General features: G+C 34.6%; 13 protein-coding genes. 8 read left to right on the top strand and 5 right to left on the bottom strand.

What is annotated here, in order from left to right; translation table 11 throughout:
• Positions 1–53: 53 nt before the first annotated feature.
• Together LF887_RS21455 and tsf are read right to left on the bottom strand one after the other, a co-directional pair.
• Positions 54–3,398: a T9SS type B sorting domain-containing protein gene (locus tag LF887_RS21455; protein ID WP_236856293.1), complete on the bottom strand. Its 3,345-nt coding sequence runs from the start codon at positions 3,396–3,398 to the stop codon at positions 54–56.
• Between the two features lie 194 nt (positions 3,399–3,592).
• Positions 3,593–4,420 (bottom strand): translation elongation factor Ts, encoded by an 828-nt coding sequence (gene tsf / locus LF887_RS21450; protein ID WP_236856292.1) that lies wholly within the window; start codon positions 4,418–4,420, stop codon positions 3,593–3,595.
• 143 nt (positions 4,421–4,563) lie between these two features.
• On the opposite strand from tsf, the gene LF887_RS21445 reads away from it, so the two are divergent.
• The 3 genes from LF887_RS21445 to LF887_RS21435 all read left to right on the top strand — a co-directional run bounded on the left by LF887_RS21445 (position 4,564) and on the right by LF887_RS21435 (position 6,736).
• Positions 4,564–5,328 carry a DUF6759 domain-containing protein gene (locus tag LF887_RS21445; protein ID WP_236856291.1) on the top strand — a complete coding sequence of 255 codons (765 nt, stop codon included), beginning with the start codon at positions 4,564–4,566 and terminating at the stop codon, positions 5,326–5,328.
• Positions 5,329–5,435: 107 nt separating this feature from the next.
• Positions 5,436–5,870: a hypothetical protein gene (locus tag LF887_RS21440; protein ID WP_236855018.1), complete on the top strand. Its 435-nt coding sequence runs from the start codon at positions 5,436–5,438 to the stop codon at positions 5,868–5,870.
• On the top strand, positions 5,867–6,736 hold the full coding sequence (locus LF887_RS21435) for an IS3 family transposase (RefSeq protein ID WP_317207782.1): 870 nt from the start codon (positions 5,867–5,869) through the stop codon (positions 6,734–6,736). Before LF887_RS21440 ends, LF887_RS21435 begins: the two co-directional genes overlap by 4 nt.
• Positions 6,737–6,781: 45 nt before the next feature.
• Here the strand turns inward: LF887_RS21435 and LF887_RS21430 are convergent, their stop codons facing one another.
• Positions 6,782–7,735, bottom strand: a complete 954-nt coding sequence (locus LF887_RS21430; RefSeq protein ID WP_236856290.1) for an acetyl-CoA carboxylase carboxyltransferase subunit alpha — start codon at positions 7,733–7,735, stop codon at positions 6,782–6,784.
• Between the two features lie 48 nt (positions 7,736–7,783).
• Positions 7,784–9,292, bottom strand: a complete 1,509-nt coding sequence (gltX, locus tag LF887_RS21425; RefSeq protein ID WP_236856289.1) for a glutamate--tRNA ligase — start codon at positions 9,290–9,292, stop codon at positions 7,784–7,786.
• Between the two features lie 354 nt (positions 9,293–9,646).
• On the opposite strand from gltX, the gene LF887_RS21420 reads away from it, so the two are divergent.
• Genes LF887_RS21420 through LF887_RS21400 form a run of 5 tightly spaced genes read left to right on the top strand, consistent with a single transcriptional unit; the run spans position 9,647 to position 14,953 of the window.
• Positions 9,647–10,816, top strand: coding sequence for a glycosyltransferase family 2 protein (locus tag LF887_RS21420; protein WP_236856288.1), 1,170 nt, complete (start codon positions 9,647–9,649; stop codon positions 10,814–10,816).
• Entirely contained in the window at positions 10,809–11,450 is a 642-nt protein-coding gene (locus LF887_RS21415; RefSeq protein ID WP_236856287.1) for a glycosyltransferase, read from the top strand. The genes LF887_RS21420 and LF887_RS21415 overlap by 8 nt, the downstream gene beginning before the upstream one ends.
• A gap of 30 nt (positions 11,451–11,480) precedes the next feature.
• The gene (locus LF887_RS21410; protein ID WP_236856286.1) at positions 11,481–12,698 is read left to right on the top strand and encodes a glycosyltransferase family 4 protein; all 1,218 of its coding nucleotides are present in this window, start codon (positions 11,481–11,483) and stop codon (positions 12,696–12,698) included.
• Between the two features lie 15 nt (positions 12,699–12,713).
• On the top strand, positions 12,714–13,850 hold the full coding sequence (locus LF887_RS21405; protein ID WP_236856285.1) for a glycosyltransferase: 1,137 nt from the start codon (positions 12,714–12,716) through the stop codon (positions 13,848–13,850).
• A gap of 20 nt (positions 13,851–13,870) precedes the next feature.
• Positions 13,871–14,953 carry a glycosyltransferase family 4 protein gene (locus tag LF887_RS21400; RefSeq protein WP_236856284.1) on the top strand — a complete coding sequence of 361 codons (1,083 nt, stop codon included), beginning with the start codon at positions 13,871–13,873 and terminating at the stop codon, positions 14,951–14,953.
• On the opposite strand, the gene rocD is transcribed toward LF887_RS21400, so the two are convergent.
• Positions 14,950–16,200: an ornithine--oxo-acid transaminase gene (rocD, locus tag LF887_RS21395; protein ID WP_236856283.1), complete on the bottom strand. Its 1,251-nt coding sequence runs from the start codon at positions 16,198–16,200 to the stop codon at positions 14,950–14,952. The genes LF887_RS21400 and rocD overlap by 4 nt on opposite strands.
• Positions 16,201–16,260 lie beyond the last annotated feature (60 nt).

The following is a 16,260-nucleotide window of genomic DNA, read 5'->3' as shown; positions in this document are numbered from 1 at the left end:
AATTAAAATAAAAATTCAAATACTTTTAATAAAATGTAAATAAATGTTAAATATTACTCTCTATTTTTAATTAAAAGCCATCCTGAATATGAAACTGGTAATTGAGTGTCTGGCTCAGTCCATTTGATTACATACCAGTATGTTCCGGTAGGCAGGTTTCTGCCATTAGATTTTCCGTCCCACATATAGTTTTTCTCAGATGATTTATATACCGAAGCTCCATATCGGTCCGCCACTTCTATGCTGACATTCTTCTTTATTCTTAACTCAGAATAGTTAAGAACATCATTAATCCCATCGCCGTTTGGAGTAATAGTATTAATAAGATTGATGACCAAAAATTCTTTTGTTACATGATGGCATCCGTCTGAACCTAATACATACATTGTGTGAAGTCCTCTTGATAATCCGGTGAAAACATTCGAAGCCTGGTAATCAAAACCATTTAATGAGTACTTATAAGGAGGAGTTCCACCAGTCACCGAAACTGTTGCTGTAGTTCCTATAACATCTATTTTGGCAATAATAGGAGCCTGTGATGTGGTTACATTCACATATTGACGGTACACACACCCGTTGAACCCAAGATCTACGTAATAATTTCCTGCTCCTGCAGATATTGATTGGCTGGTAGCCCCGGTGCTCCATAAATAAGATGAAAAACCTGGCCCTGCATCTAAGACTATTTTATCATTTGAACAGATAACCTGATCGTGAAGTCTCTCAGATTTCTTCGGAGATTTTAGAGCAAGGGTTAAAACGGCTGTATTAGGACAAGCTGTACTGCTCTGGAATCTAACGTAAAAAGTACCTGCTGAAGTAAGTGTTTGTGATGCTGAAATGGGATTTATTCCAGCCTGCGCATTAGCCAGTGAAGTGTAAAATGATAAAATAACAGTTGGGTCTGTGGTAAATAAGCCTTTATAATCATTAAGGTTTACTACTTCTGAACCATTCAGGTCATTGTCACAGATATCAACTTTTGCGGTACCTGTAATCAAAGAAACTTTATTTCCTATGGTAAAATTGATCTGTCCAAAAGCTGCTGGACATTCTCCGACAAGGCCAGTTACATTTATATATACTGTAGTGTTAGCTGTAAATGTCCAGTTAGCAGGAAGAGTATTGTTATTTCCTGCATTGGCATCAGCCTGAGTAAGATAATATCTGACAAGGAAGTTGGCGGGATTGGTTACTATCTGCGGAGTAACGTTGGCAAAATTAACACTTACAATTCCATCAAAATTATCATCACATATATTCGCATTGAAGTTATTGGTGTTGATATTTGGAGTAGGATAAGTAGTTAATGTTATCGTAGCAACTTTAGAGCATCCATATGCTGTTACATTCGCATACACTGTTCCTGAAGGTCCTGTATAAGAAGCTGGTGTTGCTATTGGCCCTGTTAAGTTAGCATTGGTGAAATAGGTTACAGTAGTATTTGGAGTCGAAGTTACATTGGCTGTTGTCAGGTTGAAAGTCCCATTGCCATTAGTAGTAGAGCAAGTAGTTAAAGAAGCGTTAGTCGTTTGAAGAATATGCGTATTCACGATAATCTTAAAATATTCAAATGAAGCCGGATTTCCAGTTCCCTGAATATAATAGGTAAATGTATCTGTAATATCAGTAGTAATCCCTGCATTCGGAGTGTAAGTAATTTGCCCTGTTGTAGGGTTTACAAAGACTGTTCCGTTGGTAGGATGTACAATAATACTTGTATTGGAAGGATCAACAGCCTGAGGAGAATTAGTAAATACAGGAGTAATTACTTTCGTATTACATGATCCAATATCATAAGTTGTAGTTGTAATAGGAGGACATGCTGTATAGTCAAAATCTGCAGTAAGCCTTGATTCACAGTTGTTTTTAGTAATATAACAGGTGTATATTCCGGTCCCATACAAATCCGGGTTGATAGAAGGAGAGGTTGCTCCAGTAATAAGAGTTCCGTTCAGGTACCATTGGTAGGCATCAAAACCTGTCTCTACTGAAAGAAGCACTCCATTATAGCAGTCTCCTGTTTTGGTAATTACCGGTACAGAAGAGAATCCCGCAAAATAGCCTCCATATCCTACTGCTCCGTTTCCTGCCGCAATTCCTGCGGTAACAGGTTTTGTAGAGTTCACGGTAATATTTCCCGTCACACTTGGAATAGAGTAAGTAACCCAGTTAGAATTTCCTGCTACCGGGGCAGGACCATTACCCGCGGCAATTGGTGCACCATTCACTGTCACAGCAGCACCTGCCTGAGTAATGATATTAAGTCTTGTATTAAACGTATCATTTCCTATTTTATTAATGGAGCCAATCTCATTAATCTCTTTAGGTAAAAAACAGCTTAAAGGGGGAATAAAATTCATTCCTCCTGTAGCATAAATATTACCTGTGGCAGTTCCTGCAAGTAACTGGTATACATATACATTGTTGTTGGCGGAAATACTCATGTTGAAGTTTCCGGTTCCCTGATTGATGTAATTTGTACCCTGAACAACATAGTATTGTCCGGCATTTAGAGTTACAGCATTTAAGAGAGTTCCATTGACAGTAAGCTTGGTGTTGTTCACTGTGGCAACTACTACAGCAGCTTCCATTCCTGAATTGGCCGGTCCATTTCCTTTTACCATTATAAAATCTTTTCCTAATCTTTCAACAGGAACTGACTGGTCCATCAGCACATCTACGTTAGTATTGTTTTGAGTAGTATAAATACTGTTGAAATTTCCGTTAGTTACAGATATTGGTTTAGTGGCCGTTATTTTTGCTCCTACCAATCCTGTTAAGTTGTTGGGATTAAGATTACTCTGTGCTTCAAGAATATATGACTTACCTTTATTAATGGTAAAAGTTCTTGACGGAGCTGAAATACCATCAGAGAAAACAACAGCAGGGTTATAGCCTGATATGGTTACTGTGGTATTGTCTTCTGTAGCAGTAACGCCAATTGTTGAGTTTACATAGGGCTTGGCAGTGGTATTAGGAGCCATACCTACAAAAAATGTTTTGCCTAGTCCTGCAGATCCTTTGGAAGTAATAAATTCAGCCTGATCTGAAACTGTAAATCTGTAGCTGGCAAAGAATTTTTTATTTCCTTTTACATACAGTCCCATTGAAGTTTGATTGAAAAGTCCGGATGGAATAGAGGCGATCATCATGTTATTGGCGATGGTGACCTGTGCGGGGTTTCCTTTACTTACCTGAACAGTAGTGATGACATTGTTATTGTTGTAAACCTGTACAGGGAAAGGGGTGATTTCGTTAGTCGAAAGATACAGGTAACCTTTTGGCGTTCCCTGAAGATTGCTTGCCGACATAGGAGCAAACCAGTGCTCAGTATCCAATTGTGCATTAACTAATAAACAAAGAAAAGCACAAATAGCTAGTAGAAATTTTTTCATGCGTTATTATAAGGGGCCGCAAATTTAAGCATTAATAATCTATTTTTTATACAAAAAAAACTTTGAAAATGTGATTATTATGTAAATGTTGAATATTTAAAATACACGTCATATTCTGTTAATAATTGCAACTTTTATTCATGAAAAAATCCCGGTGAAAATTCACCGGGATTCAATATTTTTTGAAAGATTGATTAAGCTAAGCTTACTCTTACAAATCCTGTTACCTTTAGGTCTCCGTTTACAGATTTTACATAATCAGCAACTGAGATACTTCCGTCTTTAATGAAAGACTGGTGTACCAATGTGTTGTCTTTGTAGAATCTCTGCATTTTACCCTTAAGGATATTGTCGATAATGTTTTCTGGCTTACCTTCTTTGATAAGTAGTTCTCTTTCGATCTCTAATTCTTTATCAATAGTTTCCTGAGAAACCTGAGTTTCATCCAAAGCGATTGGATTCATAGCAGCAACCTGCATAGAAACAGCTTTAGCAGCTTCGTCAGCTCCGTCTACTTTAGCAGAAAGAGAAGTGATAGCAGCAATTTTGTTTCCAGCGTGGATGTAAGCTCCTAAGAAATTCCCCTGGATTCTTTCGAAAGAACCGATCTCGATTTTTTCACCGATAACTCCTGTTTGCTCAATTAATTTTTCAGCAACAGTTAACCCGTGGAAATCAGTAGCTAAAAGTTCTTCTTTAGTTGCAGCGAAAATTGCCATTTCAGCTAATTCGTAAGCTAACTCGATGAACGCTTCGTTTTTAGCAACAAAGTCAGTTTCGCAGTTTAGAGAGATTACAACACCTAAAGTATTGTCTTCGTTTACTCTTGCGATTACAGCTCCTTCACTAGACTCTCTGTCCGCTCTGTTAGCCGCAACTTTTTGTCCTTTCTTTCTAAGGATATCTACTGCTTTTTCGAAGTCTCCTTCAGCTTCAACTAGAGCTTTCTTGCAGTCCATCATACCTGCACCTGTTTGGTTTCTTAATTTCGCTACGTCTGCAGCAACTGGTGTATAAGACATAATATCTATTATTTTTTATTTAAGATTAGTATTAATTTTTAGCTTAAATTTAGAGCAGTGCAAAGATAATGATTTTAATGATAAACTAAAAAATGACTTTTCACGTTATTAATATATTTAATACTATTTTAAAGATTTGATTAATGAAAAAAATCTTCTTTCTCCTGTTTATATGCATTTTCTCTCTTGGTTTTTCCCAAAAAAAGAAAAAAACAAAATCTAAAGCTGTTGTTGAAAAAGAAACAGTGATCATTTATACCGAGCAGGATGCAGAGTCCTCAAAAGAAGCCCGGGTTATTGCCGGTTTCCTGAAACAGAATCCGGGACATGCTAAGGCTGATTATTTTAAAAGAAAGCTGATCGATATGATTATGGCCAATAATTCTCCTGAAGCAAAACCTACGATTAAGCCCATCAGTAAAGATAAAATAGAAAATATTGTTAAAAATAATGAACTGAACAGCGGGAGAACAGTTGCTGTAAATAAACCGGCTGCTACCAACGGTAAAGCTGCCGTTAATAATAACACAGCAGCAGCTATAGAAGCTTTAAAAGAAGAAAGAAGAACAAGCTATGCTGCGGTAGGATCTGCAAAAAGCGCTGGGGTTAGTAAATCTGAGCCGAGTGAAGAAGCCAAAAGAACAGCGGCTATGCTTACGCATATGTTTAATAATGATGCTAATAAGAATGAAGCCTATATTAATATTAAAAACCGTTCTTCCTGTAATCTGGTTGTAAAAATAAGCGGTAAAAAATATTATAATCTGAGTGTACCCGCGAAAGGACAAAACTTTATATTGATAGATAAAGGAGAATATGTAATGACAACGATGGTATGTGATGCAAAATATTCTTCTGTAAAAAGAATTGATCAGGATATTGAGATTGCACTTAATGTAGCTGATTAGGAAAGAAGATTACTAAAATAAAAAAAGGTTAAGAAGAAATTCTTAACCTTTTTTATTTTTATCCTTTTGTCTAGTCCTGAAATAGCGATACATAAAAACAAATCGTTATGGAAGAACAATTAAAATCTGTGTACATCAAACGTACACAAAAAGATTACAGTTTAAGTTTAAAACTTCAAATAGTAAAAGAAGTTGAATCTGGAGCATCTACCATTACCGCTAGTCGCAAGAAGTATGGTATACAATCCCACGGGACTATTTTAAATTGGCTGAGAAAATATGGTAACTTTGATTGGGAAAACCAAAGACCTTATGCTATGGAAAAGACACCTGAACAACGTATTATGGAATTAGAAGCAGAAGTTAAGCTTCTTGAAAAACAGAAAGCCTTCTTGGAAAAACAGGCTTATATTGCTGATAAAAAAGTGATATTTTTTGATATGATGATTCAACTTGCAGAGAAAGAATATCACATTGATATTCGAAAAAATTCACCACCCGAACAATCGATTACTTCCGCAGTAAAGAAAAAGAAACTTTGATTTTTACTTGTGGATTGTTAGGGTTAAATAGACAAATCTATTATAGAAGTATCAAGCGTACAAAAGTCTGTAGGAACAGGGCTTCAGAGGTTGTAGATCTTGTGGAGGGTATTCGTATTAAAATGCCCAGATTAGGAGCAAGGAAACTATATTTTATTTTAAAAGAATCACTAAGTTCTATCAAAGTAGGAAGAGATAAATTTTTTGACATCCTAAGAGCGAATCATTTATTGATTATACCCAAGAAAAATTACCATGTTACTACCAACTCCCATCATCGTTTCAGAAAGCATAAAAATTTGATCCTAGACTATCAGATAACAAAACCCAATCAGGTTTGGGTTGCAGATATTACTTATATTGGGAACAGGAAAAATCCAAGTTATTTAAGTTTAATAACCGATGCATATTCCAAGAAAATAGTGGGACATTTTGTAGCAGATAATTTAAATACAGAGAGTAGTCTTGTAGCATTGAAAAGAGCTTTAAAGAAACACAAAGGTATGGCAGGCTCATTAATCCATCATTCTGATCGTGGCTTACAATACTGCTCGAATGAATATCAGAAAGTTTTGCAAAAACATCAATTAAAATGCAGTATGACACAAAACTCTGATCCTTATGAAAATGCAGTAGCAGAAAGGATTAATGGTATTTTAAAGCAGGAATTTAATATTGACAGGAATTCTATAAACAATGCTTTAAGAAGAAAATTAGTGGATGAATCCATTGAAATTTACAATGGTCTGCGTCCTCATTTTTCGAATTATTATTTAACACCAAATCAGATGCATACACAGTCGAAAATTAAAATGAGAACTTATAAAAATAAAAACCAAAGCAAAAGAAAATTTGCTCTGGTTTAATTATTTATTTTTGTCTTATAATCTGTATCAGATTTTCAGGACTAGTCATTTATACTGACCCATCGCAATGAATTTATCCTGCCTTTGGGTTTCAAGCTCATGTCCTGTAAATTTGGAGAAAGCTTTGATATTTTGTAAAATAGAATTTTTCAGGTTTAAGTAAGTTGTCTCCTGATCATACTGAGCACCTCCAAGTGGTTCTTCTATGATTCCGTCGATAAACTTTTCTCTTAAAGCATCCTGTGGAGTAAGGTTAAGTGCATTGGCTGCATCCTCCTTGTGATCCCAGTTTCTCCATAAGATAGAAGAGCAGCTTTCTGGTGCGATTACCGTATACCATGTATTTTCCAACATATATACTTTATTTCCTACCCCTATTCCTAATGCTCCACCACTGGCTCCTTCTCCAATGATATAAGTGAAGATCGGAGTTTTTAGCTGAACCATTTCAAAAATGTTTCTTGCAATAGCTTCTCCCTGTCCTCTCTCTTCAGCTTCCAATCCTGGATAAGCCCCCGGGGTATCTACTAAAGTTACTACAGGGATATTGAATTTTTCAGCAAGCTTCATTAGTCGTAACGCTTTTCTGTATCCTTCAGGATTTGGCATTCCAAATCTTCTGTACTGTCTCTCTTTAGTTGTTCTTCCTTTTTGAGTACCTATGATCATTACTTTCTGACCATCAAGGGTAATCAATCCTCCAATCATTGCCGGATCATCAGCGAAATTTCTGTCTCCGTGAAGTTCTAAGAAACTGCCCTTGTCTGCCATTCCTTTAATGTAGTCCAGTGTATAAGGACGATCCGGATGGCGGGACAGTTGTACTCTTTGCCAAGGTGTAAGATTTCCATAGATTTCTTTTTTCTTTTCTAAAATCTTGTCCTCAATCTGGCTGCATGCTAATTTTACATCAACACCACTTTCCTCTCCTACTAAAGAACACGTCTGGTATTGATCCATCAATTCTTTGATAGGAAGTTCGAAACTTAAATATTCCATTTCTTGAAGTAAATTAAATCTTTCAAATGTATGAAAAATATGGTAATTTTATTTAAAATTATTTATTGCATTGTTTATTCTGGAGGTAGTTTCCTCTTTACCAATGGTTTCCATGATATCCGGAACGTCTGGTCCCTTTAGTTCTCCTACTAAAGATAATCGCAGAGGCATCATTACTTTCCCCATTCCTAAACCTTTCTTTTCAGCAAAATCATGCATAGCCTGCTTCAATGTCTCAGCAGCGAAGTCTGTAGACTCAAAAATTGAAGCTAGCTCACCCAAGATAGCGGAGGTTTCATTATTCCAAGCTTTTTTTGATGCTTTTTCATCATAAGAAATTGGCGCTTCAAAGAAAAATTTTCCGTTTTCATAGATATCTTTTGGGAAAGTTGCTCTTTCTTTCATCAGGTGAATTACCTTTAAAAGCTTTTCGTCTGAAGCATTGGAAAGATCAACATCGGTATTTCTCATGATCTGAAGAATTTCCTCATCAGATTTCAACTGAATATATTGATGGTTAAACCATTCAGATTTCTCTTTACTGAATCTTGCTCCTGCCTTGTGTACTTTATGAAGATCAAATTCTTTGATCATCTCTTCTAAAGGAAGAATTTCTTTATCATCAGCAGGAGACCATCCTAATAGGGCAACCATATTGATAAAAGCATCAGGAAGATATCCGTTTTCTCTATATCCTTTAGAAATGATTCCTGTCACAGGATCTTTAAAATCAAGAGGGAATACTGGGAACCCGAACTTATCACCGTCTCTTTTGCTCAATTTTCCTTTTCCTTCAGGTTTTAAAATTAAAGAAAGGTGTGCAAATTGTGGTGCTTCCCACTTCATTGCTTCATATAATAAAGTGTGTAAACCTAAAGATGGAAGCCATTCTTCACCACGGATAACGTGAGATATTTCCATTTCGTGGTCATCAACGATGTTGGCAAAATGATAAGTCGGCATTCCGTCATTTTTTACCAAAACCTTATCATCTAATGTATTTGTATTGACAGAGAATTTACCGCGGATAATATCTTCAAGGTTCAATACTCTGTCTACAGGCATTTTGAAACGTATAACATAGGGTGTTTTTTCATCCAGTAACTTCTGAACTTCTTCCTCAGAAAGAGCAAGGCTGTTTCTGAGTCTGTTTCTGGTTTTATTATCATATGAGAAAACATCACCTTTAGCTTCAAACTCTGCACGCATAGCATCCAGCTCTTCAGGCGTATCAAATGCCAGGTAAGCATAATCTGTTTTCAGGATCTGCTCTACATATCTGTCATAGATGTCTCTTCTTTCAGATTGTCTGTAAGGAGCAAATTTCCCTCCTTTTTTAGGACTTTCATCAGGGATGATTCCGCACCATTCCAATGCTTCTTCAATATATTCTTCAGCTCCTTCCACATATCTTGCAGTATCTGTATCTTCAATTCTTAATACAAATTCTCCGCCTTGATTTTTCGCAAAAAGATAATCATATAATGCGGTTCTTACGCCTCCCAAATGTAAAGGTCCGGTAGGACTTGGAGCAAAACGTACTCTTACTTTCTCCATTTCAATTAAAATTTTGGTGCAAATTTACTTAAAATTATGCGGTTAAGTGACGATTTGTGATTGGGTATTATCTTTTTAATTCTGATTATTATTTTTTAAACAGGTGAAATTATGAGAATAGTGTTTAAATATTGGTGAGAAACTTTTGTAATGGGGAGGTATTAAAAAGTCCTGCTTTTTTCAGGTAAATGAGGATCTTAAAAATGATTTATAACCAGATGTTGGCTTTTTTGAACTTAATTTCTAAATTTGTACCCGTTAAGACAGATAATAATATACTGGAAATTAGGAATAGATATTGAGGAAATATTTTATATTGGCAGATGAATCTATCTACACATTAAAAAAAAATGGATGAATAATAATATTTCGCTTTTAATCGGACTGAAAAATAATCTTGAATATTCAAAGAGTTGTTATTATTCAATAAGAGAAAATTATCCTGATACTGAAATTGTTCTTGTAAGCTATGGAAGTTCAGACGGAACTCACATATGGCTTGATTCTTTACAAGATGAAAATCTTGTCTGTTTTTTTAGTGAAGAAGAAAAAACACTTTCAGATACTTATAACAAAGCAATAGAAATTTCTACCAAAGATTATATTTGTTTTTTACATAATGATATGGTTATTGGCCGAGATTTTTTGTCCTCGCTTGAGAAAGCTTTATCAAAAAATAAAGTGGTATATTACAAAGTAATTGAACCGCCTGTTTTTGCTTCAGATAAAAGGCTGTGGAAAGAAATTAAGGATTTTGGAAGCGACTTTGAAACCTTTCAGTTTGATCGTTTTTTTCAATTTGAAAATAATAGGATAAAACAAAAAGGAGAATATACTAATGATGTAAGCTTCTTTCTGGCAGCAAAAAAAGATGTTCTGGTAAAAATAAATGGACTAGATCCTCTTTTTAAACCCATGTTTTGTGAAGATGATGATTTAATTCTGAGGCTGAAGATGTCAGGAGAAAAAACCTTTGTATGTCCAGATGCTATTGTTTATCATTTTGTAAGTAAGACCTCTCGGTTTTCTGAGGAATTTCAGAACAAAACCAAAAAGATCGAAGAAAACTCTTTACGTAATTTTATACGGAAATGGGGATTTACTAATCAGTCTAAAACTAAAAAGAAACTGCAGTATGGTTTGATTTTGGATAACCCTACTGATGAAACAGTCAGAGAACTGGAGATATTTGTTGATCATATTTATTCGGACTATAACGCTTCGAAGTATATAGAAAATGAACAAAATAATACCAAATTTAATTTAAATGGCAAATTTAAAGGTAAAAACACTCCAGTTACTGATGATATTATCATAAAATTCGATGCTAAAAAACTTTCTGATAAAAACCGATCTACCTTCAGGAATCTTGCAGATTGTATTGAAGACAAAAAGAATTCGGAAAAGAATATTTTTCAGAAGTTTTTTGGAAAACCAAATTGTTTTAAAATTAATAATCTTAGGGTAGAGTTAAAGCAGCATAAGTCTTATGAACAACAACTTATAATCAGAAAAAATGTTTGATTTTTTTAAACCGATAACGATTACTTACGGAATTACAGTTTGTAATGAATACCAAGAGCTAAAGCTGCTTTTAGATGTGCTGTTTCCACTAATTGATAAAAATGACGAGATTCTTATCTTACGGGATGTAACTAATCCAGATCAGAAAGTCGGGGAGCTGCTGGAAGCTTATCGCTCCAAAGTAAATGTTATAGAAGCTAAGCTAAATGGTGATTTTGCAACCTTTAAAAATACGCTTATTAAAAATGCAAAGTCCCGGTATCTTTTTCAGATAGACGCTGATGAATACCCGAAAGAAAAACTGATTAAAGATCTCAAATGGTTTTTATTTAGAAACAGAAAGGCGGATTGTTTTCTTATTCCAAGGGTAAATATTGTCAATGGTATTACCAATGAATATCTTGAAAAATGGAACTGGAAAAAAGATAAGAATAATTATATTAACTTTCCGGACTTTCAAACCAGACTGTTTAAACTAAATAAAAATATCTGTTGGCAGAATAAAATTCATGAAGTATTGATTAACTATACCAGAAAGAAAGAACTGCCAACCGAAAATGATGATTATTGTCTGGTTCATATCAAAGAAATGGAAAGACAAAAAAAGCAAAATGCTTTTTATGATACTTTATAATTATAACACTAGAGAAATATATAATATTTCATGAAGATAAAACTTATTTTTGACGTTGAAGTTATTGGGAATGCCTATAAGATTAATCAAACCGGAATATTCAGAGTGGCTTATGAATTGTTTAGGCGCTTTGTTTCCCAGAAAGAAATAGAACTTTTTTATTCCAATTTTAACTTTAATAATCATAAAGAAACTCACTCTAAAATTGATCGTTTTCTTTCTGATCATCAGCTGGTGCTTAAGAAAGCCAATAATTGTGAAAGAATTAAGTTTATACCCTTTAGAAAAGAAAAACCTTTCAGAAAATTATACAATAAATTAGGAATATTTGATTATAAAATAAGTTATAATCAAGACATTCACGAAGCTCAGATTTATCATTCTTTATATTATCCTATTCATAAGAGCTTAGAAGAATTTCCTCACCTTAGAAAAATTGTTACAATTCATGATTTGATTCCGATTTTATTTCCTGAGTATAATGACAACACACAGCTTTTGAAAAATACGATTGAGAGTATCGGAAGAAATAATTATGCCATATGCGTTTCTGAAAATACAAGAAAAGATTTACTGGAGTTTGCTCCCTATTTAGACCCTAAAAAAGTTTTTGTGAGTAGGCTTGCTGCTTCTCCGGATATATTTTATCCATCTCTAGATAAAGAAAATAATACTTTAATAAAGGAAAAATATAATCTTCCTGAAAAATATATATTAAGTTTAAGTACATTAGAACCGCGTAAGAATATAGATCATTTAATCAGATCATTTGTTAAGATGATTACCAAGTATGATGTCAAAGACTTGTGTCTGGTATTAGTAGGTTCGAAAGGCTGGCAGTATGATAAAATCTTTGAAGAATATGAAAATGCCAAAGAACTAAAAGAACGAATTATCATTACAGGAAGAATTCCTGATGAAGATTTGGCCGCGGTATACAGCCAGGCTAATTCCTTTTATTATATGTCGCTTTACGAAGGATTTGGGCTTCCTCCGCTTGAAGCAATGCAGTGTGGTGTAGCAACAGTTACCTCCAATACTTCTTCTCTTCCTGAAGTGGTAGGAGAAGCTGGCATACTACTTGATCCAAAAGATGAAGATGCTTTATCGGAAGTGATCTGGACATTATACAACAATGATGAATACAGGGTAGAGTATGCCCGGAAAGCTATTTTGAGGGCTAAAGAGTTTTCCTGGGAAAAAGCAGTGGAAGAGCATATTAATATTTATAATGAGATATTGCAATAGAAAATTAAGAAGATATTGAAAAAGAAACTTTTGTATTTTATGCCTGATAATCCAATATCCGGAAAAGCAGGAAATACGACTAGACTCAATCAGATGCTTTCTTATTTTAATAATTTTGAGAGTGTTGCAGTAACATTTGTATCATTAAGAGACTGGGGGATGTGGAAAAAAGAAGAAGTGAAAATTTTTTCTGAAAAATACCCTAATGTTGAATTAATCCTTTTAGATAAAAAGTATAAACACGAATTTTTTAAATATTTTTTCCTTTACAAATTACCTTATTTTTTCAAGAAAAATCCAATTGATTTGACAAGTTGGATTTTGAGGAAAGAATTCGCAGAAATTGTTAATCCCCGTCATTATGATAATATAATCATCAGCTATGCCACTTGGGGAGAGATTATCAGTAATGTACAGCCCGAATCAAACTTTATTATTGATACCCATGACTTTATTACTGCTCAAAATAGTAATAAATGTAATAAAATTGGGAAATTATTTCAGTATGAAATTAATATTTTAAAGAAGTATGATGAGATCTGGACCTATTCTAAAGAAGAAGAATATATATTCGGACAATTTACCAATAAAAAGGTAGAATATTTACCAATTCCTTTTCCTCAAAAACCACTTACTCCTTTAAAGCACGATTACAAATATGACGTTGTGTATGTAGCGAGTAACAATCCACATAATGTTAATAGCATTCATTGGTTTTTAGAAAATGTTTTGCACTATTTAAAAGACAATATTAAAATTCATATTATTGGAAAAGTAGGAAAGGAAATTAAGAAAGAATACCCTAATGTAGTTATCTATGGAATGGTTGATGACTTGCAGGAATTTTATGAGAATGCAAGAATAACAATTTGTCCAATGCTGAGTGGAACAGGCGTTAAAATTAAAGTGCTGGAATCTTTGAGCAATAATTTACCTGTTGTGACCAATACCCGCGGAGTGGATGGTCTTTCACAGAAAAATGATAATGGCTGTCTGGTAACAGACGATGCCAAAGAATTCGCTGAATATATTGAAAAGCTTTTGGCGAATGATGAATTATATGATGCTTTAAGGTATAAAGCACATGAGTTTATTAAGAATAACCACAGTCTTGAAAAAGAAATCGTTTTCTTTAAAAACAAATTTTCCTAAACTTTCTCCGTTATTATTATATGGCAAAAATCTTAATTGATCTTGAACGTCTTAGATATCCCAACTCAGGGATTGCAAATGTATTTCGAAATCTGGCCAAAGGCTTACAAGAAAATAATTCTAAATTTGAAATATCTTATTTCGGAGAAAAGGAGCAGCTTGAGAGGTTCAAATCTAAAAATAATTATGTTTTCTGGAGTAAAACACACCGTTTCTTTGAACGTTTCAGTGGAGGGTTTGATCTGATCCATGTAAGTCATCAGCTTTCTTCTTATTTCCACAGGAATTATAAGAGAACTATAAAAGTTGTGACACTTCATGACCTTAACTTTTTACATGAAAACCTAACCGATCTGAAAAAGAAAAAAATGCTTGGAAAGGTTAAAAACAATGTGAAAAACGCAGACTATATTGTTTGTATCTCAGAGTATGCGAAGCAGAATTTAATTCAGAATAAAGACCTTTTTACCTTCACTAAGCTTAAAGATATAGTCGTGATCCATAACGGAATTGATCTTCCGGAAAACAGAGAATACCATTTAGGCAAATACAGCTTTTTAAAAGATAAAAAATATATTCTGAATATTGGGGTGCTTTTCAATAAGAAGAATCAGCTGACGCTGGTTGAAATGCTGCCTTATATTGAAGATGATCTGGTTCTTATAGCTTCTGACGAAAAACAACCTTATGCAGATGAAGTTCACGGAAGAATTCGGGAATTAGGACTTGAGAAGAGAGTTCATTTCATGAAAGATCTTTCTGAAGAAGAAAAATATGCAGTTATCCAGCATGCGGATGCCATGTGTCATCCTTCTATTGCAGAAGGTTTTGGGATTCCACCTATTGAGGCAATGGCTTTTGGAAAACCTGTTTTTCTTTCAAAGTACACAAGCCTTCCGGAGATTGGAGGAGATCATGCATTCTATTTTGACAGTTTTGAGCCAAAAGAAATGGCTGATTTATTTAAAGAGAAAATGCTTCTGTACAATAACCATCAGGAAGAAATGAGTCTGGAAATAAAAAATTGGACAAAACAGTATAGTTATACCGAAATGTCCAATAATTATCTTAAGTTTTATGAAAAAGTTCTTGGAAGAAATTAATTTTTATATTCCACGAATGTTTTCTCAATAATTTTTACACAATCAAGAAGTTGTTCTTCAGTGATTACCAATGGTGGTGCCAGCCTGATAATATTACCATGGGTTGGTTTTGCCAGTAGACCATGCTCTTTCAGCTGTAGACAAAGATTCCATGCAGTAGAACTGTCAGGAGTATCATTGATAAGAATTGCATTTAAAAGACCTTTTCCTCTTACTTTAGTGATAAGGGCTGTTTTATCCATTAATTTTTCGATTTCCGCTCTGAACAGCTGTCCAAGCTCTTCTGCTCTTTCAGACAATTTTTCTTCAGCTACAACATCCAGGGCAGCTACTGCTACTGCACAGGCAATTGGGTTTCCTCCGAAGGTAGAACCATGTTGTCCCGGCTTGATCACATTCATGATGTTGTCATTGGCTAATACTGCAGATACAGGATACATCCCTCCGGAAAGTGCTTTTCCGAGAATTAAAATATCCGGCTGAACATCTTCATGGTGGCAGGCAATTAATCTACCGGTTCTTGCAATACCTGTTTGTACTTCATCAGCAATGAAAAGCACATTATGTTTTTTGCAAAGTTCAGAAGCGTTTTTAAGGAAGTTCTCATCCGGTACATATACTCCGGCTTCTCCCTGGATAGGTTCTACTAAAAATGCCGCAATATTTCCTGCTTCTCTGTTCAGCACTTCTTCCAATGCTGCAACATCATTATAAGGAATCTTAATAAATCCTGGTGTAAAAGGTCCATAGTTTTGGTTAGCGTCAGGATCGTTGGAGAAAGAAACGATTGTAGTTGTTCTTCCGTGGAAGTTATTTTCACAAACGATAATTTTTGCTGCGTTCTCTGAAATTCCTTTTACTTCGTAGCTCCATTTTCTGGCTAATTTTACTGCCGTTTCCACAGCTTCCGCTCCGGAATTCATGGGTAAAACTTTATCAAACCCAAAAAGAGTTGTAATCTTTTCTTCGTATTCTCCCAGTTTTGAGTTGTAGAAAGCTCTTGATGTTAGCGCCAGTTTTTTAGCCTGCTCCACTAATGCTTCTACAATTTTAGGGTGGGAGTGTCCCTGATTCACAGCAGAATATGCTGAAAGAAAATCATAATACTTTTTGCCTTCTACATCCCAAACGAAAACACCTTCTCCACGATCCAAAACTACTGGAAGAGGGTGATAATTGTGCGCTCCATGTTTGTCTTCAAGGTCAATAAAATACTGTGAGTTTTTTGTTTTTTCTGCTGTTGACATATACTTTGGTTTTTTACAAATTTACGCAATATTAATTAGATGCCTGAACAAAAACGTAAT

The organism is Chryseobacterium sp. MEBOG06 (assembly GCF_021869765.1).
Classification (GTDB): Bacteria; Bacteroidota; Bacteroidia; order Flavobacteriales; family Weeksellaceae; genus Chryseobacterium.
This window is presented reverse-complemented; position numbering and strand designations above follow the sequence as displayed.

What these genes read in the sequence shown, in the direction of transcription:
- LF887_RS21445 (WP_236856291.1), top strand. Translation starts at nt 4,564, where the DNA reads ATGAAAAAAATCTTCTTTCTCCTGTTTATATGCATTTTCTCTCTTGGT.
- tsf (WP_236856292.1), bottom strand. Translation starts at nt 4,420, where the DNA reads ATGTCTTATACACCAGTTGCTGCAGACGTAGCGAAATTAAGAAACCAA.
- LF887_RS21420 (WP_236856288.1), top strand. Translation starts at nt 9,647, where the DNA reads ATGAATAATAATATTTCGCTTTTAATCGGACTGAAAAATAATCTTGAA.
- gltX (WP_236856289.1), bottom strand. Translation starts at nt 9,292, where the DNA reads ATGGAGAAAGTAAGAGTACGTTTTGCTCCAAGTCCTACCGGACCTTTA.
- LF887_RS21440 (WP_236855018.1), top strand. Translation starts at nt 5,436, where the DNA reads ATGGAAGAACAATTAAAATCTGTGTACATCAAACGTACACAAAAAGAT.
- LF887_RS21410 (WP_236856286.1), top strand. Translation starts at nt 11,481, where the DNA reads ATGAAGATAAAACTTATTTTTGACGTTGAAGTTATTGGGAATGCCTAT.
- LF887_RS21415 (WP_236856287.1), top strand. Translation starts at nt 10,809, where the DNA reads ATGTTTGATTTTTTTAAACCGATAACGATTACTTACGGAATTACAGTT.
- LF887_RS21455 (WP_236856293.1), bottom strand. Translation starts at nt 3,398, where the DNA reads ATGAAAAAATTTCTACTAGCTATTTGTGCTTTTCTTTGTTTATTAGTT.
- LF887_RS21400 (WP_236856284.1), top strand. Translation starts at nt 13,871, where the DNA reads ATGGCAAAAATCTTAATTGATCTTGAACGTCTTAGATATCCCAACTCA.
- LF887_RS21430 (WP_236856290.1), bottom strand. Translation starts at nt 7,735, where the DNA reads ATGGAATATTTAAGTTTCGAACTTCCTATCAAAGAATTGATGGATCAA.
- rocD (WP_236856283.1), bottom strand. Translation starts at nt 16,200, where the DNA reads ATGTCAACAGCAGAAAAAACAAAAAACTCACAGTATTTTATTGACCTT.